The organism is Neosynechococcus sphagnicola sy1, assembly GCF_000775285.1.
Lineage (GTDB): Bacteria > Cyanobacteriota > Cyanobacteriia > Neosynechococcales > Neosynechococcaceae > Neosynechococcus > Neosynechococcus sphagnicola.
This window is the reverse complement of the sequence record NZ_JJML01000017.1, coordinates 43,465-61,209: the sequence shown is the minus strand read 5'-3', so window position 1 is coordinate 61,209 and position 17,745 is coordinate 43,465. Positions and strand designations below refer to the sequence as shown.

At 50.8% G+C, this 17,745-nt stretch carries 19 protein-coding genes, 1 tRNA gene and 1 pseudogene; 4 read left to right on the top strand and 17 right to left on the bottom strand.

Annotated elements, in window-relative coordinates; all coding sequences use genetic code 11:
• Positions 1 to 30 precede the first annotated feature (30 nt).
• Positions 31 to 1,617 (bottom strand): GldG family protein, encoded by a 1,587-nt coding sequence (locus DO97_RS08560; protein ID WP_239651579.1) that lies wholly within the window; start codon positions 1,615 to 1,617, stop codon positions 31 to 33.
• A 177-nt stretch (positions 1,618 to 1,794) separates the two neighbouring features.
• Here DO97_RS08560 and DO97_RS26210 point away from each other — a divergent pair, with 177 nt between their 5' ends.
• From DO97_RS26210 to uvrA, 3 genes and pseudogenes are all read left to right on the top strand, one after another.
• Positions 1,795 to 2,151 (top strand): bestrophin family protein, encoded by a 357-nt coding sequence (locus DO97_RS26210; protein WP_239651578.1) that lies wholly within the window; start codon positions 1,795 to 1,797, stop codon positions 2,149 to 2,151.
• On the top strand, positions 2,078 to 2,707 hold the full coding sequence (locus DO97_RS08555; protein WP_239651577.1) for a bestrophin family protein: 630 nt from the start codon (positions 2,078 to 2,080) through the stop codon (positions 2,705 to 2,707). The genes DO97_RS26210 and DO97_RS08555 overlap by 74 nt, the downstream gene beginning before the upstream one ends.
• 99 nt (positions 2,708 to 2,806) lie before the next feature.
• Positions 2,807 to 5,850 (top strand): annotated as a pseudogene (uvrA, locus tag DO97_RS30190) (excinuclease ABC subunit UvrA).
• Between the two features lie 359 nt (positions 5,851 to 6,209).
• Here the strand turns inward: uvrA and DO97_RS08545 are convergent.
• The 16 genes from DO97_RS08545 to DO97_RS08465 form a co-directional block, all read right to left on the bottom strand.
• Positions 6,210 to 6,479 carry a ssr2422 family thylakoid membrane protein gene (locus DO97_RS08545; protein WP_072016407.1) on the bottom strand — a complete coding sequence of 90 codons (270 nt, stop codon included), beginning with the start codon at positions 6,477 to 6,479 and terminating at the stop codon, positions 6,210 to 6,212.
• A gap of 370 nt (positions 6,480 to 6,849) precedes the next feature.
• Positions 6,850 to 7,146 carry a hypothetical protein gene (locus DO97_RS08535; RefSeq protein WP_036532493.1) on the bottom strand — a complete coding sequence of 99 codons (297 nt, stop codon included), beginning with the start codon at positions 7,144 to 7,146 and terminating at the stop codon, positions 6,850 to 6,852.
• Positions 7,143 to 7,361 carry a hypothetical protein gene (locus DO97_RS08530; RefSeq protein WP_036532491.1) on the bottom strand — a complete coding sequence of 73 codons (219 nt, stop codon included), beginning with the start codon at positions 7,359 to 7,361 and terminating at the stop codon, positions 7,143 to 7,145. The genes DO97_RS08535 and DO97_RS08530 overlap by 4 nt, the downstream gene beginning before the upstream one ends.
• A gap of 72 nt (positions 7,362 to 7,433) precedes the next feature.
• Complete coding sequence (locus DO97_RS08525) at positions 7,434 to 7,670, bottom strand: hypothetical protein (RefSeq protein ID WP_204368542.1); 237 nt, start codon at positions 7,668 to 7,670, stop codon at positions 7,434 to 7,436.
• A gap of 306 nt (positions 7,671 to 7,976) precedes the next feature.
• Complete coding sequence (locus DO97_RS08520; RefSeq protein ID WP_036532487.1) at positions 7,977 to 8,252, bottom strand: hypothetical protein; 276 nt, start codon at positions 8,250 to 8,252, stop codon at positions 7,977 to 7,979.
• A 111-nt stretch (positions 8,253 to 8,363) separates the two neighbouring features.
• Entirely contained in the window at positions 8,364 to 8,795 is a 432-nt protein-coding gene (locus DO97_RS08515; protein ID WP_036532485.1) for a hypothetical protein, read from the bottom strand.
• 115 nt (positions 8,796 to 8,910) lie between these two features.
• Positions 8,911 to 9,372 carry a hypothetical protein gene (locus tag DO97_RS20870; RefSeq protein WP_052128535.1) on the bottom strand — a complete coding sequence of 154 codons (462 nt, stop codon included), beginning with the start codon at positions 9,370 to 9,372 and terminating at the stop codon, positions 8,911 to 8,913.
• Positions 9,373 to 9,376: 4 nt separating this feature from the next.
• Entirely contained in the window at positions 9,377 to 9,505 is a 129-nt protein-coding gene (locus DO97_RS27560; protein ID WP_275574981.1) for a hypothetical protein, read from the bottom strand.
• Between the two features lie 65 nt (positions 9,506 to 9,570).
• A complete protein-coding gene (locus DO97_RS08500; RefSeq protein WP_204368541.1) occupies positions 9,571 to 10,149 on the bottom strand; it encodes a hypothetical protein in 579 nt (192 codons plus the stop codon).
• A gap of 109 nt (positions 10,150 to 10,258) precedes the next feature.
• Complete coding sequence (locus DO97_RS08495; protein ID WP_036532480.1) at positions 10,259 to 12,712, bottom strand: hypothetical protein; 2,454 nt, start codon at positions 12,710 to 12,712, stop codon at positions 10,259 to 10,261.
• A gap of 60 nt (positions 12,713 to 12,772) precedes the next feature.
• Positions 12,773 to 12,997 (bottom strand): helix-turn-helix transcriptional regulator, encoded by a 225-nt coding sequence (locus DO97_RS08490; protein ID WP_036532478.1) that lies wholly within the window; start codon positions 12,995 to 12,997, stop codon positions 12,773 to 12,775.
• 114 nt (positions 12,998 to 13,111) lie between these two features.
• Entirely contained in the window at positions 13,112 to 13,720 is a 609-nt protein-coding gene (locus tag DO97_RS08485) for a hypothetical protein (protein ID WP_036532477.1), read from the bottom strand.
• Positions 13,710 to 14,900: a tyrosine-type recombinase/integrase gene (locus DO97_RS08480; RefSeq protein ID WP_036532475.1), complete on the bottom strand. Its 1,191-nt coding sequence runs from the start codon at positions 14,898 to 14,900 to the stop codon at positions 13,710 to 13,712. The genes DO97_RS08485 and DO97_RS08480 overlap by 11 nt, the downstream gene beginning before the upstream one ends.
• Positions 14,901 to 15,064: 164 nt before the next feature.
• Positions 15,065 to 15,137: transfer RNA gene (locus DO97_RS08475), tRNA-Ala, on the bottom strand.
• A 59-nt stretch (positions 15,138 to 15,196) separates the two neighbouring features.
• The gene (locus DO97_RS08470; RefSeq protein WP_036532473.1) at positions 15,197 to 15,916 is read right to left on the bottom strand and encodes an HAD family hydrolase; all 720 of its coding nucleotides are present in this window, start codon (positions 15,914 to 15,916) and stop codon (positions 15,197 to 15,199) included.
• Positions 15,917 to 15,925: 9 nt separating this feature from the next.
• A complete protein-coding gene (locus DO97_RS08465) occupies positions 15,926 to 16,810 on the bottom strand; it encodes a class I SAM-dependent methyltransferase (protein WP_036532470.1) in 885 nt (294 codons plus the stop codon).
• Between the two features lie 372 nt (positions 16,811 to 17,182).
• Here DO97_RS08465 and DO97_RS08455 point away from each other — a divergent pair, with 372 nt between their 5' ends.
• Positions 17,183 to 17,704, top strand: a complete 522-nt coding sequence (locus DO97_RS08455) for an RICIN domain-containing protein (RefSeq protein ID WP_036532466.1) — start codon at positions 17,183 to 17,185, stop codon at positions 17,702 to 17,704.
• Positions 17,705 to 17,745 lie beyond the last annotated feature (41 nt).

Here is a 17,745-nt window from a genome sequence, read left to right as displayed (position 1 = left end):
ATCGCTCCCTATGAACACAGACAAGAACCCCTAACGGCGTTGCCACCACAGAAACGTTGCCGTCCCAAAGGCTAGCAGGGGCAGCACCCCCAGGGCCAGTAAACTCAATAGGCGTCCCTGTTCGGTAGTAATCGTCAGTCGTCGATTGGCATCCTCTTTGGGTCGAATTGAAAGGATACTGTCGTGCTGTTGACCTAGCCAGGTTACCGAGTTCAAAAACACATCTCCATTTAAAACTCGATCAAACAGCCCATCCATGGCAAATTGTGAATTGCCAATTACCACCAAGCGGGACTCGGGTTTCTGGGGACTGGGGGTCGCCCCTGGTTTTGCTGCTGGACTGGGGGAGGAAGAGGAAGTTGCCGGACGACTGAGGGCCACCCCCAAGATCAAAGGCCCCCGGCGATCGGCATTGGCATCAAATTTCAAGTCCTGACTTTGGAGATCCGTTTCTGCCCAACTCTGCTCATTCGTCAGCAATAGAGGAGTGGATTTGACGCCATCAACGGGGGTGATTTCCAGGGGTCTTGCCAGGGGATAAAACGAGGTGTTATTGCCAAAATCGCGGGTAATCGGGCTATCTCCATAATGGGTCACCAGGGGAGCCGCTGGATTCAACCCCACCAACTGCCCCCTCCCCGAGGCATCAATGGCAATGGCATTGTCTAAGGTTACTCCCCAGCTTTTGAGCAGGGTCTCTAAGCCTGGATTGGTATTGGGGTCAATTAACAACAGTAAATTTCCCCCCTGCTTCAGATAGGCTTCCAGAGCTTTGGCTTCCCCCTCTAATAACGTTTGCTGGGGGCCAGCGACCACTACCACCGAGGCATCCCCTGGAACCTTGCCCGTGACGGCCAAATTCAGCGGTTTACTGAGAATACTTTTGGCTTCTAGGGCTTTGACTGCCGCTGAGAACGCACCTTGCCCCGATTCAAGGGAATGCTCGCCATGACCTTGGAGGAAATAGACCTGGGTCTGACGACCATTATTCAGTTGTGCCAGAGCATTGACCAGTTTGGACTCAGACAGACGATTTTCCCGCACGGACTGCAAAAACTGCCGCCGCTTGCCCGATTCCAAAAACACGTCACCGAATTCTTTGACATCAAACTTCTGCACCAGAGCCGGTTGAGCTTGAGGATCAACGACTTCAAAGCTAAATTGTGTCGGGTTCTGACGATGAAAGTTTTCTAACAGTGATCGATCGGGGGATGTCAATTGCCCACTAAACACCCAGACTTTTACGGGTTGCTTCAGCTCTTTGACAACCTGTTGTGATTGGGGAGAGAGGGTGAACAATTGCTTTTCGGTCAAGTCAATGCGAGTGTCGTACCGAACCCCTAGAAAGTTGACCAAACCCAGAATCACTAAAACTGCCAAGGTTGCCACCAGGGCATTGCCCCCCACCTGGGTAGAACGTTGGCTCCAAAAGCGCTGCCCCGTCACCTGGAACCAGAGCCATAGGCTACAGATAAACATCCCAGGTGTCAGTAGACCTAGGACGATAGGCCCCCAGGTACCAGAGACAAAGCCAGCAGATAAGCCCATGACCAACAACACAGGCCCAGTCCAGAAGAGAGACCGAAGAGACGGCCAATGGGCTGGAAGGATCTTCACAGAGCGCATCCCCAAATAAGCAGAACACCAACCCCAGATCATAAACCACTTCAGGGGGACTGAAGCTGCACTTGATTTTTGTCTTGAGTTTTGCCTACCGTAGTCAACGAGAGTCCAGCGAAACCCCAGCCCATGATATCGATGAAAACCTTCCAGTGGCTCCAGCTAGCAATCCAAATGAGGGGATCAATCCTTCCGGCTGTTTTCCCCCGAGCGTTGCTTTGTGGTGTATTGGGGATTCTGATCTCAATTGTTCATATCGGGGGAATCCAGATTGAGATACCCGCTCTAGGGAATGTCGTTCCCAGCGTGGTTCTGGGCTTACTCCTTGTCTTTCGCACCAACACCGCCTACGAACGATTTTGGGAGGGTCGCAAAGCCTGGGGTGACCTGATTAACACGGTACGAAATCTGGCTCGCCAAATTTGGGTGTTCGTTGAGGAACAGGAGGAAGGAGATCATGAAAAAAAAAGCCCTGAATCTAAGGTTATTGGTCGCGTTTTCCGTTGCGATGAAGCTACATTTGCGCCATGAAGCGGTCGATGCTGAAGTGGAGGCACTGGTGCCCCCTGAACATTTTTTGCAACTGCAAGCATCAGCCTGCCCACCGCTCCGCATTGCAGTCTGGATTGAGGATTATCTCCAGCAGCAGTATCAAACTGGACGAGTCTACATTTACCAATCCACTCAACTCAACTCGCTTCTAGGCAGGATGGTGGATACCCTGGGGGTCTGTGAACGGATCTTGAGAACACCCATGCCCCTAGCCTATAACATTCATCTGAAACAGTTGTTGCTGATTTACTGCTTTTTGATGCCCTTAGGGATTGTGCACGAACTAGAGTTGTTGACGGGGCCACTGGTCTTTTTAGTCAGCTTTATGTTGTTTGGCGTTGAAGAAATCGGCCTCGAAATTGAGAACCCGTTCGGTCATGATGACAATGATTTGCGGCTGGATGCAATTTGCAAAACCATGCACCATAACATTGAAGAAATGATACTAACAACACCCAATGCACCTAAGTTGATCTGCGATCGCATCCGTCCTGGGTGGGCAGCTAAAACTTGGGAAACGGCGATTGAAGAATGACAATTGGGTTCTGGATCTTCAGTGGGAGAGTCACGACGTTGTCTCTGCAATCGGAATCCTAGCGATAAGATTGTTAAGAACCATGTCTTGCCCTGCCCTATGTCCAACCCCGCTGACACAACAACCAGTCAGGAACTCCCAAGCTCCCAAGCTTCCGGGGTGAGCCATCATCTCCCCCTGGATGAGTCCCATCGCCTCACCCTTAAAGCGGAGCAGTCTATTCGCGTGCGGGGGGCACGGCAGCATAATCTGAAAAATATCGATCTGGAACTGCCCCGCGATCGCCTAATTGTGTTTACCGGCGTTTCAGGGTCGGGCAAATCATCCCTGGCCTTTGACACTATCTTTGCCGAGGGGCAGCGCCGCTACGTCGAGTCCTTGAGTGCCTATGCCCGCCAATTTTTAGGCCAGGTGGATAAACCGGATGTGGATGCCATTGAAGGCTTGAGTCCGGCGATCTCGATTGATCAGAAATCCACCTCCCACAATCCCCGCTCCACTGTTGGGACGGTGACGGAGATCTATGACTATCTGCGGTTGTTGTTTGGCCGTGCTGGAGAACCCCACTGTCCCCACTGCGATCGCTCCATTGCTCCCCAAGCCATTGATCAAATGTGCGATCGCATTCTGGAATTGCCTGAGGGCACCCGGTTTCAAATTCTGGCTCCCGTTGTCCGGGGTAAAAAGGGGCACCCACCGTAAATTGCTCTCCAGTTTAGCTGCTGAAGGATTTGTGCGGATTCGTATTAATGGCGAAGTCCGGGAATTAAGTGATGCCATTGAACTGGATAAAAACCAGCTGCATACCATTGAGATTGTGGTCGATCGGCTGGTGAAGAAGCCCCTGATGGAAGAGCGCTTGGTGGATTCCCTCACCACCTGTCTCCGCCATTCAGGGGGCGTGGCGGTGATTAGCATCCTGCCCCAGGAGATACCCAAGGCTATGATCAATCCCGGAGAGCCGCTCATGACCCTGCCCAAAGTGGCTGAAACCGCCGAGATTGCCTATCTGGCTGCCCCCGTCTCTCCCCCCCTTGACCTCGTGTTCTCAGAGAACTTTGCCTGCCCGGAGCATGGGGCGGTGATGGAGGAGTTATCCCCCCGGTTGTTTTCCTTCAACTCCCCCTACGGAGCCTGTCCCCACTGCCATGGGTTGGGAAGCCTGCGGGCGTTCTCTCCGGAACTGGTTGTCCCTAATCAAGATTTGCCCGTCTACGCCGCGATCGCCCCCTGGTCAGACAAAGATAATTCCTACTATTTTTCGCTGCTCTACAGTGTGGGCAAGGCCTATAAATTTGATCTTCAGACCCCTTGGAAACACTTGACTCCCCAGCAACAACGGCTACTGCTGTACGGCACCGAGGAAGAAATCTGGATTGATGTTGATTCTCGCTATCGCGAGGGGAAGGGCTATAACCGCCGGTATGAAGGGGCGATTCCGATTTTGCAGCGTCAGTACAATGAAGCCAACTCCGAGGCTTACAAGCAAAGGCTAGAGCAGTACCTGGTTGATCAAACCTGCGAAGTCTGTGAGGGTAAACGCCTGAAACCAGAAGCCCTGGCGGTGCGCTTGGGACAGTACAACATGCTCGATCTCACCAGTGTCCCGATTCGCGAGTGCCTGCACCGGGTTCACAACGTTCAACTCACCAGTCGGCAGGCGCAGATTGGGGATCTGGTACTGCGGGAAATCAAGGCCAGATTGCAATTCCTCCTGGATGTGGGACTGGACTACCTCACCCTGAATCGCACCGCCATGACCCTCTCCGGCGGAGAAGCCCAACGGATTCGCTTGGCGACTCAAATTGGAGCCGGACTGACCGGGGTGCTCTATGTTCTGGATGAGCCCAGCATTGGGCTGCACCAGCGAGATAACGGACGCTTACTCCGAACCCTCACCCGCTTAAGGGATTTGGGCAATACCCTGATTGTGGTGGAACACGACGAGGAAACGATTCGGGCCGCCGATTATCTCGTAGATATTGGCCCCGGTGCGGGGGTTCACGGTGGTCGCATTGTTGCCCAGGGGGGACTGGCGGCAGTGTTGTCAGCACCAGACTCCCTCACCGGTGCCTATTTGTCGGGCCGACGGCGGATTATCACCCCTGCCCAGCGACGGGAGGGCAATGGCCGTGCTTTACGCCTGAAAAACTGCCTATCGCAATAATCTCCAGCATCTCGATGTTGACATTCCTCTGGGGAAGCTGGTCTGCATCACAGGGGTCTCTGGTTCAGGAAAATCTACCCTGATTAATGAACTGCTTTACCCCTCTCTGCAACACCATTTTGGTCAAAAAGTCCCCTTCCCGAAGCATCTGGATGCCATCGAAGGCTTAAATGCCCTCGACAAGGCGATCGTCATCGATCAATCCCCCATCGGGCGCACTCCCCGCTCTAATCCAGCAACTTACACCGGAGTGTTTGACATCATTCGCGATGTTTTCGCCCAAACCATCGAGGCTAAAGCCCGAGGCTATAAACCCGGTCAGTTCTCCTTCAATGTCAAAGGGGGACGCTGTGAAGCCTGTGGTGGGCAGGGGGTGAATGTCATTGAAATGAACTTCTTGCCAGATGTCTATGTCCAGTGCGAAGTCTGTAAGGGAGCCCGGTATAACCGAGAAACCCTCCAGGTGAAATTTAAAGAGAAATCCATTGCCGATGTCCTCAGTATGACGGTGGAAGAAAGCCTGACGTTGTTTGAAAATATCCTCCAGGCTGCCAATCGCCTGCAAACGCTGGTAGATGTGGGTCTGGGATATATTCAGCTAGGGCAGACCGCCCCCACCCTCTCGGGGGGAGAAGCTCAACGGGTAAAGTTGGCTACGGAACTGTCGCGGCGAGCTACAGGTAAGACGCTCTACTTAATTGATGAACCCACTACAGGATTGTCCTTTTATGATGTCCACAAGCTATTGGATGTGGTGCAGCGGTTAGTGGATAAGGGCAATTCTGTCCTCGTGATTGAGCATAATCTTGATGTCATCCGCTGTGCTGACTGGATTATTGATTTGGGACCCGAGGGGGGCGATCTCGGCGGGGAACTCGTGGCAGTAGGCACCCCAGAACAGGTGGCAACCAATCCCCACTCCCATACTGGTCAATACCTTCAGCAGGTGTTGCGCCCCTATCCACCGGAGCCTTGAACTGGGTCAACGGCCTCCCCCCCTGATCGCTATAAAAGCCCTTGCGTCCATCCTTAAACTCGACTAACGACCGAATCGCTTATAACAACGATGACAATGGGTTGAGTTCTGGCTTTGGTGACTATGCCTATTGATGAGCTTTGTATCATGAAATCTATCCGCCACAATATCGGCATTGGGCATAACCTTTTTATGATGGAGAATAGGGACATAGAATAAAGTCTATAAATGCCTGATTTTACTAGCTTTTATCTCATAGGAATCTTTTGAGTGCCCCCAATTGTGCCCCCAAACTTGTTGTGCTGCTCTCAAAGATTCAGTTTTCCTTGGTCAACTAAATAGACCAGGAACGAGTATATCTACCCTGCATTGCTACCGAGAAACGATCGGATTGCAGGTGCAACAGACTGAACAAAGGGACTCAAAATTGTGACAGTGCCAGCGGTAATGATGATCGTGGTTGCAACCCCCAATAAGCGATCGCTGGCCTTCACATAGGCATCAAATTTGATGTTTGTTTCCTTGACATCAGCTTCAAGCTTGGTAAACCGTTGGTCTACATCAGCTTTAAACGACCTCAACTCATTCAGCACGTCTCCTAGGGTCGGTTCTCGGTTCTCACTCTGCATTCTCATCACCTCACGTTTTTTCCCTTACGGGCTGGCTTCTCTGGCTGGAGGGCTGAGATCGCTGGCTCTGGTTCACTTGTATTAATCATTAGTTCTCGCCTAGCAGCCTCACCGATCACCCTTCGGAGCCATGCGGATTTACTGGGGAGAACCTGAATTGCCGCATGAACACTCTTGGTTAAGCGGACACAAGTTAGCTGACTTGCTAAGGGTTCCTTTGAGTCATCGTCTCGCTTGAACCACTTTGCTTTTAGCTCATCCGTCTGCACGGGGTTAGGATTTCCTCTTGCCATTTACAGTAATTGAAAACACGATAATACAGAGAATAATAACTCGTCTAGGGAATTAGACTTTTGCACAGTCAGCATATTTATTCCCCTTCTGGGGGCACCCATCCCACCGGGGGGAAGTAGAGATTCTTCATGCCCTGTTTTTGCACAACCCAGTCAACGCCCGTGGCATTCCTGATGTAGCCCGGAGAATCGCCCTGGAATCCTTTCTGGCGACTGGCATTATCAGCGCTGAGTCCATACATCTGGCAGACCTGGCGCTGAGTGAAGCCGGGGTGTGGTTGCTCAAGAGTTACCAGTGTTACCTCTGGTAACTCTTGAGTAAACGCTGGTAACACTGGTAAACCTGCTTGACTGCTTCCCCGTTGGGCAATCAAGCGCTGAACTCCCCCAACTCAGATCTAAGCTCCTCTATCTGGGCTGTTAATCTCTTATCCAAACTCCTAACCGTGTCAGGGTTGTCCCTCTTCAGAGCCTCACCAATAACCCCCTCTACCCATTTGCTCGGAGTTATCCCCAATAGCTGGCACATCTCATCAATGCTCTGCTTCCACTCAGACGGTATCTTTGCAGCGATCGCAGTCTTAGCCATGTCGTTTACCCTGGTTACTACAGTTACCTACTATCTTACACGCTACGGTAAACGATGGTAACCAGAGGTAACTCAACTAGCGTCGTTATCTATCTCCAGTCCATAGAGTTGCCTAACCGTCTCAGCGACAACCTCTACAGTGAGTTTCTGGCTTCCCTGTTCTCCCCCTGGCAATAGCCCTACGAGCTGCCGCTCAATTTCTGCCCCTAGTCTGATGGCGGCGATCGCGTCAGAGGGTTTCCAGCGATCGGGTTCTCTCTCAAGGATCTCTAGCAGTCGTTCCCCTGCATCCTGCAACTTCTTAGCCATATGCGCCTGGTGTTTGAGGATCTCAGCCGCATTGATAAGCTCCCCCACCTGTTCTGCTGCCTGGATTGCAGCCGGGTCAGATTGCACTACAGTGCCTTTTTTTAATCCTAAATTCACTTCTCTGCTCAGGCCATGATTCTTTTGAAGAGCGTTTTTTAAGAGTGTCGATTTGTGGTGCAGTTGGGTGCAGTGCGAGGGATTCCAGCGAGTCATCCCCAGACACGTACTTATACCGCCAATAATCCCAGTCGTAAGTCATAGTATGTTTGTATCCTTTCGCCCTAACAATATCGGCTGAGAACCCAGTCATGCTGACATCTCCAATGCCACCTGCGAGCCTTCAACCTTGCACCGATAGCTAAATTTCTTTCGATCATCTTGGCGTACATAGGAAAGATGAATAACATTGCCCTGTGTTTTAGCCACTTTCATAATCGCTGGATTGCGACCCATCAACACAGCAATGCCAGCCTTGCAAATTTGCTGACTAGAGAATGCACCCCCAGCAATACCCGCAGACACCATAGATGATGCGGCAACAATGCCTAATAAAACGCTAGTCAAGTGTTGAAATAATTTCATTAATCCACCTGCTGAAAAATGAACGATGATACATGATGAACTAACCCCGGTCGCATCCAGTAGCCAAGGTTAAATTCATACCCAAGAAGCCACAGATTGAATCCGCAGAAATCATTCTGTCTTGGTCTTAATGTATGCATAAGATATTGAAGAACCCTCAGGGAAAAATGACACTTCTAGGAAACCTGGAATATTTCCCCAACGCATAGCATTTAAGTTCGCAAATGTTGGTGTCTTTACAGGGAAGCCAAGTAAAGCAAGGCTAGATTTGTCATATTTTGCACCTGGCATTTTGTTAATGGTTATCCAATCTGCCTTACCTTTAATAAAAACTATCTCAGTATCAGCCTTCGTATAAATGCATTTCCGGCCATACTTAGACTGTTTGCATGATTTCGGTTTTCCAATAACTTTTGAGACTTGAGCTTGATTCTTGCCCGCAATCTTCGGAACGTTAACTATCACTGCTTCAGAGTGAGTGGGGGATGTAGCTACTGCGTTAATCACACAGGCGATTGCAACTAGGGACTTCCAACTACTCATGTAATGTCCTCCTTTCTACTGATAACAAGATGTACCGCTTCCACCTGCCTTGGAATAAGCAGATCGCTTTCCACATATATGCCTAGCCGATTCATAGTCATAAGGACATTCACAATTACCCCACCCCTGTCACTACAGGTTCCTTCTGGCTGTCTTGCCATGCTTGGTATGCCGCCTCATCCCCACCAAAGGAATCAGCAGATACGGTTACCCCAGTGTCATAGACCCATTCCTTGAATTCTTCCAGCGTGAGCGGTTGCCGTTCACAGTAGGCGATCGTCACTTCCCTGAACCCTGGTACATCCTGTGTGGGTTCATAGCTTTCCACCGAGGTTACTACCCAGTCAGTCGGTAGTATGCGACGTTGCAGGCTAGACACCACAGAGCTACAGGTTAGCCGTTCACCAATCTTCACCGTTCGTTTATGAACTGGTCGGTAATCATAGGAATCTTGCAGGATGCGGGTATCAGACCCTTGTGTGAGCATCCCACCAGACAAGGGAATACCAACTCCTTCATCCTTGGTCATATAGATGATCAGGGTTTCTTTATTGGCCAAGTGATCGTAGATTTCCATCGGGTTACTCCTGATTGTCGTTCCACATATCGGTAAACGAGACTTGCTCACCTTCAAAGATGCAATCTTTGGGCAAGATGTCAGAGCCATTGTCCTTGACTCGCTTCAATTCCCATCCATACTTTTTGCCCATCTTGACACAATCCTCACGGCGTGCGGCTGAGTGGATGTTCTCTTCACTTTTCTTTGGCCTAGCCATCACCAGCCGCCCCCGGTTGATCGGCAAAGAAACTCCTTCCCTCTCTTTTCGCACTCAACCACCCCTTGTCTCCGCAATCGCTTGCAGGCATTTTTGACCTGCTCCATGCTTGCCCCACCCATGTAGGGCAAACGGGCGATCTTGCAAGGTGTCCACCACTTGGGAGCGGTGAAGCTCAGCACGTCCGCTACTCGCTGAGTGACCGGAGTGGCAATGCTGCCAGGGTGAGGTCGGTAGATATTGGGCTGAAAGTTTTCAGAATTTGCCTGACCAGAAAGTGGCGTAAAAATATCGTTCCAATCGATCCAATCGTTCCAAGACTCCTGAACTCCTTTCTGGGTAAGGGTTTTATCTGGATCGATACCTGGAACGGTATTCGCATTCTGGATCGATACTTTGGATTCTGGAACGATACTGGATCGATACTTTGGATCAATATCGATCAGCTCAAAAGCATTGTCAGGAAGGGATTCTAGTCCGTCATTTCTAGTTTGGATCGATTGGATCGATACTTTTTCCTTGCTTTCTGCTCTACCGTCCGCGCAATATTCCCAACGGACGATCGCTGAGGGTTCCACGTAGATTGGAGACTGGTTAGGGCAGAGCAAGGTTATACGGCGGGAATGGCACTCTATGACCTTGCAGGGGACGCCGGATTTACCAAACGCAATTGCACCAACAGGAGGACTAGAACTCATGTAGCACCTCCCATTTATGGATAGAAATTAAGCGACTACGGTCGTTTCCAGTTCCCTCCAAGATGGAGTCAATCAAAATGCCGACGGCCTCAAGGTCAGGCTTCAATCGGTTCAGCTGACGGGTGAGTGTATTACTGGCTTTGGGCCAGAACCGCGACCTCACCACGGATTCCTCAGCAAATTCCTCGAGTTTCTTGAGAAGGACACTGGCAGTTCCCTTAAACTCGTAATCCCTGGTGATCATTGCCTGAATCGCCTCAGCCAAGGGCGAGGACTCCAGAACTACCTGCCTAGAAGCTTCCCGGTTGGCATCAAACACCCGTAGAAACTCCCCCGCTGGAAGCCCTAATGCAGTTTCAGCAGCAATGGCAAAGTGCCCATAGTCCGCCATCCGGGGCAGTTCTGAGGGATTGATGCGGGGTTGCTCTGCCAAAGTCTCAGAGAGAGCGGTTAGGAGTGCCCCTAGTAGCTTCGGGCGTAAGTCTTCGAGTTTGGCGTCGAGATCAGCTTTCTTGAGACGCTTGGCTTTATCGATCGCTGGCAATTGCACCATGAGTAAGCGATCGCTGAGGTCATCGCGGGTAACAACATGATCAATCGCTGTGAGAATTTGGGGACGGGCCAGCTCAAAAACAGTTTCGCCATCCGTCTCGAAAAGCGTCCGAGTGCTGAACCCAAATCCTGTAGCCAATCGGCACAATAAATCAGACTGTTCTAGGTTGATGGCTGAGATGTTGTCGTAGCAAAGCATCCATCGTCTAGCCCCTGCCACAGATGCTTTATGGTGATCAGCAGTTAACCCAATCAAGGGGGCTTTGCCAGGGTCAATCAGGCTTTTCAGGAATTCAGCGATCGTCGTTTTGCCGCTGCCCCTACTGGCTGCCAGCAACAATACTGGGAACGTCGGGCCGGTGGTGAAGCAGTAAAGCAGGAACGTTATCAGAAGTACCCAAGCATCGTCCTCAACCCCTAATAACTCCTGTAATTCGTCCAGATTGCCGCCTGTAATAGGAGTAGGCAGTACCCCCATGGTTGAGGGTCTGATAAATCGAACTGGATGGCGATCCACCAGCCGCCAGCCCTTAGCATCAATCTCAACGGCTTGCCATTGATCATTCGCCAAATCTAGATAGAGTTTGCCACCATCCTGGGCCACTCTCAGCCAGACCTTACGCTCGGTGCCGTCAAAACAGGCAATGGCTTCCAGCGTATTTCTAGCTGCCTGAAAACCTTCGTTATTGGCGCTTTTGTCGTGCTCTTCATAAAGCCGACGGGCCACCCATCGCTTAAAATCAACCGACCGCAGAGGGTAAGTATGACGGCAATCGTCCACAATCAGATCGGCGTAAGCAACCTGCTCCGAGTCGTGGAATAGATCACACTCTCGTCTAACCAGGTCGATAATCACCTCTGCGATCGCGGTTTGTACCTCCATCTCGCCTGAGGCGATTTTGACAGCCCGCTCCTCTGGTTTGAGGATCTCCAGGGTGATACCCAATGGTTTTAGAACACTCTTGTAGAAACCGCTAACCCGCAGATCTCGGATGTCTTGATGTCGCAACAGCTCACGGATCGCGGCTTTTATGACTGGGGTAGCAAGTTTAGAGGCTGCGGTCGGATTGTGACCCCGTTCCCTTAGCGTTTCAATCAATCCCGGTAGGGTGGACTCCAACCAGGTGAGAGTGTCAGCGGAATTATCCTCAACCGATTGGGCTAGTTCCTGCTCTGTTGCATGGGGGTTTGCGTCTAGAAACTCGTCCAAACCAACCTTGGCTTGAGGCTCACCCGGAATACCAGGGAAGCAGCCAACCCTTACATCGAGGACAAACCCGTCTCTCACTAAAGCCCCAGTGACAGAAGGCTTTTCTAGAGCATCGCTGTCAGCCATGAAGGTCGGGAATAGCTCCGCTAATTCATGTTGCCAGTCGTCGGATTCACAATTCGCTAGATCCTCGCGAGTGCCTAGCCAAACTCCAAAAGTGCTCAGGACTCGGACACCCCGCTGAGCTGCCTTAATCGTCCCGATAATGTCTTCCGTGGCAAAGAGGACGGGTTTATCACAGCCTGGATTCAGAAGCGCGTAAGGGTCGTAGACTTTACCCTTAGCCCGATCTCCATAGGGCAAAAGATATTTGGGAGTCCGTTTGACAGGCTGCAATCTTTGGCTCTGCCGATAGCTGTTTATTGCCTCTAGGTGCTGAATCTGGCTCTCTGCTGTTGCGTAATAGTTTCGAGCTATCGAGATAACCGTCACAGCTTCCTTGGAAGATTCTAGGGGGAACACAATCGCCCCATCAGGACTGATGGCTAGCTTGCCATATCCGTAGCGGTCTTTGGTGGCATCCTTATTGCTAAGCCAGTGGATGCCAAGTGCTGAGAGTGTTGGACTAGAGATACCCCGTCCTTCGAGATATTCATTGGCTTTGAAAGAAAGATCATCCACGTTAGAATACTCCTAAGAATTTGTTGATTTTTTTTGGCGATTGCCCTGATCCGGCGTCGCCTATTTTTTTGCAGGCTCGGGATTGTCCAGCAATTTCTGAATGTCGCTAGCTCTCCAAACAGTGGTGCGGGGGCCGAGTTTAAGGGGTTGGGGGTAGCGTCCCGTCTTAACGCCCTGCCACCAGCTCGACTTCCCGATTGGGATGATTGGCGGAATCGGGGGGTTGGTGGTGCGATCTCCAAGGATTTGTTTAATGCGCAGGTAGGCAGTTTCAGGCATCACCATTTGAGTCACTCCAAATTCGGACAAAACAATCCTCTGCCATCCGTCTTGATGGATAGCGCTATAGAGGAAAGAAAATAGAAAATAGGAACTAACCGGTGATTTAAATCACTCTATTCACGGTTCCAGTTCGCGCTCCAAAGCTTTGAGTTCCTCCAGAATTTCGCGGATAGTTGCCTCCGTTCGTCTCCCGCCGATACGATTAATCATCCCCACCAAAGTCTTTGAGACTGCACGTTCGTTGAAGTCAATCCCAGATTTCTTGCAGAGCGCCATAATGAGCAACAGATAGGTTTTCTTCTTTCTTGGATCAAGGGGTTTATCTCGATTTAGAGCAGGTTCAGTCATTGATTTGACATCCACAATTGATTCAACATCAGCAATTGATTTAACGTCAGCTTTATTCCTGGCTTTACCCTCATCTTCATCTCTAGTTTCTGGGAACAAAAACTTGGGTTTTTCACCCAATTTTTGAGCCATTTGAATTAATGACTGACGTGTAACCCGCCTCTTAGCACAAGATTGCATAAGTATAGGAGTCCCCTTACAATAATGTCCCCCTGTATTTTCAATAATCAGTACCATCATTTGTTCCACCCCTGGATCTAAGTGAACTACGAGTTCTGCATGGGTTCTATGTATAGGTTCCATTTCCACCCACAGGTAGGCTGCCTGATAAATCTCAAACAAAGGGATATGATCATAAGCTCTCCAATTAATTGCCATTGCAGCCCCCTCGCAACAGATCCAGGTAATCTGCCCATGACTGCATCATCTTTCGCCTCTCTTCCAAATGGGTTGTTCGGTTATACGCTCTTCCCAATGGGTCTTTGACTGCATGGGAAAGTTGATGCTCGATTAGTTCCGGTCGGAAACCTAGCACCTCATCTAAAAGGGTTCGTGCTGTTGCTCTCCAACCGTGCCCAGTCATCTCATCTTTCTCAATCCCCATCGCTCGCATTGCAACAAGTACCGCATTCTCACTCATAGGTCTTTGGGGAGATCGGGGGTTAGTAAAGACGTAAGCCCTATGTTGGGTTAGGGGGTGTAATTCTTTGAGAATCTCTACGGCTTGCCGACTGAGAGGAACAATATGCTCTGTTTGTGTTTTGCTCACCAGATATCGCCACTCACCTTTCTCAAGGTCAATATCTGGCCATTTAGCAGAACGCAATTCGCCCGGTCTAACAAATACCAATGGAGCTAGTCGTAGGGCACAACGCACAACCAATCCGCCCTGGTAGGCGTACATCATCCGTAGCAACTCTCCCAATCGTTTTGGGTCAGTCACCGCCGCTAAGTGCTTGGTCTTAACTGGGGGTAAAGCTCCCTGTAAATCTCTAGAAGGGTCACGCTCAGCCCGTCCCGTTGCGATCGCATACCTGAACACCTGACCACAGATATTAAGTTCCCGATGGGCTGTCTCCAGTGCCCCCCGTCCTTCTACCTGACGGATAACTGTCAACAATTCAGGGGCAGTAATCTCAGAGATCGCTCTAACCCCTAGCCAGGGGAAAATATCCATTTCTAGCCGCCGAATTACTGTTTTGCTATGGCTTTTAGCCCAAGTAGGGGAATACCTGAGAAACCATTCCCGTGCTATCAGCTCAAAGCTATTTGCAGCCTGTTGCAACGCTGCTGCTTTCTTGGCCTTGCGTTGCAAGCTCGGATCAATACCAGCAGCAAGCGTCGCTCTGGCAGCATCCCGTCTAGTCCGTGCTTCTTTAAGGCTGACATCGGGATAAATGCCTAAGCTAATCCGCTTTTCTTTGCCGCCAAATCGGTATTTTAGCCGCCATCCTTTTTTCCCTTGGGGGGATACCTCAAGGTATAGCCCCCCAGAGTCATACAACCGTCGAGGTTTTTCGCTGGGTTGGGCATTGCGAATCTCAGTATCAGTGAGCATGGGGGCAGCCTTTTTTAAGCATTCACTATGCCCCCAATTCTGCTCCCCAATCCCCCAGGATGACAATAGACAATCTTGGACTTTACAAGACTCTAAAAAAGCTGAAATCTCTACTGTGAAAGGGTTTTATAGATTTTATTGGATGACATTGGACTATCCTATGATGGAGAATAGGGGATTCGAACCCCTGGCCTTGGCGGTGCGATCGCCACGCTCTACCAACTGAGCTAATTCCCCAAGTGTTTTTTGGCTAAACGATCTTAACATCTCACCCCCTGTCAGCAGGGGAATAGCCCTCAGTCAGGATTCTGGGGCATCATCCGGGCATAAATGTGTTGGATACGCTCCAGTTCTAGATCATTGAGATAGTCCACGGCCCAGTTGGACTGACGTTGGATCATATGCAGGGGAAGGGTATTGGCAACCCCCACAACCTGCATCCCTGCTGCTTTAGCTGCCTGCATCCCCGCTGGGGTATCTTCGATCGCCAAACACTCCCCTGCCTGGAGATCTAATTGGGGGATAGCTGCCGCTAACCGCTCCACCGCCAATAAGTAACCTGATGGGTCGGGTTTACTATTGGGGATGTCATCCCCCGCAACAATCAGGGTGAAGTAGGAGGCTAGTTTTGCCCGTTGCAGCACCAGTTCGACTTCCGATCGCAGGGCACCACTGACCACAGCCATGGTTAACTTCGCAGCCCGGAGCTGAAAAATCAAATCACTCAACCCTGGATATATCGGCAGCTTCTCTAAGGTTGAGAGTCGCTGGAGATAGGCTGCGGCTTTGCGGGCCATCAGTTGATCTAGCATCCCCTCGGTCACCACTCGTCCCCGTCCGGTGAACAAATCTCGCAAACAGGTGCGATCGCTGCGTCCGAGGCAGATTCGCCGATATTCACCAGAGAGAGGCCGCAGATTTTCCTCAATCAGAAGTTGCTCAATCAAAGACTGGTGGATGCGCTCGTCATTGATGATCACACCATTGAAATCAAACAAAACCGCCTTCAGTACCATGCCAAACCTTCAAACCGCCGGAGCCGGACATCCTTCAAAATCCAGCGTATCTGGATCAGGGAACCCATCGACAGCCGCTGCCCTAGGTTCCGCCCCAGAGAGTGGCTTCACCCCACGGGTAATCTGATGTAACCACCAGTGCTCCATGGTTTGTACTGCGGCAAATCCCGCAGCCATCATCCCACCTTCCAGATCCCCGCCGCCATTGTCCTGATGGTCAGAGGCGGCAAACATCGGGTTGAGCCACGTCATCGGGGATAGCGGACCCTGCCCTCCCTCCAGAATCATCAACTCACCCCCCACCTTCAGCCACTGCTGACACCTGTGCAAGATTTGGCGAGATACCAGGGGCGGGGTTTCCTGAAACAAGAGCGCAATCGTGATCAAGTCAAAGGACGCGGCGGGGAATTCAGTCGTTGCAGCATCGCCATGTCGCCACTGAATCGCTAGATTTGCCAGTTGGGCTTTGGACTCTGCCATGGCCAGCATATAGGGAGATAGATCCAGTCCCGTTACGGCAGCTTGGGGAAACGCGTGCTTCAGCATCAAGGTCATGGAACCCGTGCCACATCCTAGATCGAGAATCCGTTGTGGTTGCACCCGAATCTGATCAATGAAGCCTTGGCGCACCAGCGGTTCACTGGGGGGCAGCAGATATTGGGTAATCGGATCGTAGGAAACGGCTGTGCTGGGATTCAAATAGCCCCCCTCGATGCCGTGAAAAGTCTGGCGACAGTAGTAATCCGGGTAAGTTAACCCTACTTGGGACAAGCGATCGCGGGCGGCTGGCCAATCGATGCTGTCATATTGTTGGCTCAGTGCTTCTGGGTCAATCAACAGACGAAAGACCGGGGTTAGAAAGCGTTCAAAAATCGTATCTTGACGACCTGTCATCGGATGATGGTTCTCCTCAATTGCACCCAATCCATGATCCTGTTTCAGTATTACAGGAATTGCTGTAATACTCAGGGGGCTTAGGATAGTGAGCTGGTGGTGAACAAGGACAATCCTTGGTGATCATAGGCTTGAAGCCCTAAGAATTGAGGGCGTTGCTTTATCCAAGTATGAATCGAAGATCTTGACAATGCCACAAGCCAGGTACAGGTAAATTTTGTGATTGCCAGAAAGCGTAGATTCATACTGCTAATCAGCCACACCAATTGAGCATGGCTCCCAGCACTATTCTGATGCGGGTGAAAATGCAAAAATAAAGCCAGGGATGTACCCCGGTCTTTTGATGGTTTCATAGAATTTCCTCAAGTAAAAATGCAGAAATCTACCTTAATACCCCTGATTCAACCGACGAAATGGGCTGCTTTGACAGTCAGTGGATTTTGGTTGGCTAGCTGCGCCGGATTGGCACAAGCTCAGAATCTGGGTGATGTTGTCCTGATACTCCATGACAAAACCAACGCCTGCTTAGATGCCAAGGATTTTGGCCGCTATGGCAATGGCAATCCCGTCCAACTGTGGAAGTGTAATGGCGGCGTCGCTCAAAAGTGGAAAATCAGACGCAACGGTCTGATTAGCAACGAGGCCAACAATTTGTGTTTAGATGCCAAGGATTTTGGCCGCTATGGTAATGGCAATCCCGTCCAACTGTGGCAGTGTGGTGGTGATGCCCAGCGCTGGCAAGTACGCCGAAATGGTTCCGTCACCAATGCAGCCACGGGTCTGTGTTTGGATGCGAAGGATTCAGGAACGATGGGGAGCGGCAATCCCATGCAATTATGGCAGTGCAATGGAGGCACCGCCCAGGAATGGAGGATCGTCCCCTTTGGACCTTAAACTGACTACGGCGATGGTCAAAAACTGGACTAGCTCCGGAG

Bases quoted from the DNA above. Each gene is read 5' to 3' on its own strand.
- DO97_RS26210 (WP_239651578.1), top strand. From the start codon at position 1,795: ATGAGGGGATCAATCCTTCCGGCTGTTTTCCCCCGAGCGTTGCTTTGT.
- DO97_RS08555 (WP_239651577.1), top strand. From the start codon at position 2,078: ATGAAAAAAAAAGCCCTGAATCTAAGGTTATTGGTCGCGTTTTCCGTT.
- DO97_RS08545 (WP_072016407.1), bottom strand. From the start codon at position 6,479: ATGCAGAGTGAGAACCGAGAACCGACCCTAGGAGACGTGCTGAATGAG.
- DO97_RS08530 (WP_036532491.1), bottom strand. From the start codon at position 7,361: ATGGCTAAGACTGCGATCGCTGCAAAGATACCGTCTGAGTGGAAGCAG.
- DO97_RS08525 (WP_204368542.1), bottom strand. From the start codon at position 7,670: ATGGCTAAGAAGTTGCAGGATGCAGGGGAACGACTGCTAGAGATCCTT.
- DO97_RS08520 (WP_036532487.1), bottom strand. From the start codon at position 8,252: ATGAAATTATTTCAACACTTGACTAGCGTTTTATTAGGCATTGTTGCC.
- DO97_RS08515 (WP_036532485.1), bottom strand. From the start codon at position 8,795: ATGAGTAGTTGGAAGTCCCTAGTTGCAATCGCCTGTGTGATTAACGCA.
- DO97_RS20870 (WP_052128535.1), bottom strand. From the start codon at position 9,372: ATGGAAATCTACGATCACTTGGCCAATAAAGAAACCCTGATCATCTAT.
- DO97_RS27560 (WP_275574981.1), bottom strand. From the start codon at position 9,505: ATGGGCAAAAAGTATGGATGGGAATTGAAGCGAGTCAAGGACAATGGC.
- DO97_RS08490 (WP_036532478.1), bottom strand. From the start codon at position 12,997: ATGGTGATGCCTGAAACTGCCTACCTGCGCATTAAACAAATCCTTGGA.
- DO97_RS08485 (WP_036532477.1), bottom strand. From the start codon at position 13,720: ATGGCAATTAATTGGAGAGCTTATGATCATATCCCTTTGTTTGAGATT.
- DO97_RS08480 (WP_036532475.1), bottom strand. From the start codon at position 14,900: ATGCTCACTGATACTGAGATTCGCAATGCCCAACCCAGCGAAAAACCT.
- DO97_RS08470 (WP_036532473.1), bottom strand. From the start codon at position 15,916: ATGGTACTGAAGGCGGTTTTGTTTGATTTCAATGGTGTGATCATCAAT.
- DO97_RS08465 (WP_036532470.1), bottom strand. From the start codon at position 16,810: ATGACAGGTCGTCAAGATACGATTTTTGAACGCTTTCTAACCCCGGTC.
- DO97_RS08455 (WP_036532466.1), top strand. From the start codon at position 17,183: ATGCAGAAATCTACCTTAATACCCCTGATTCAACCGACGAAATGGGCT.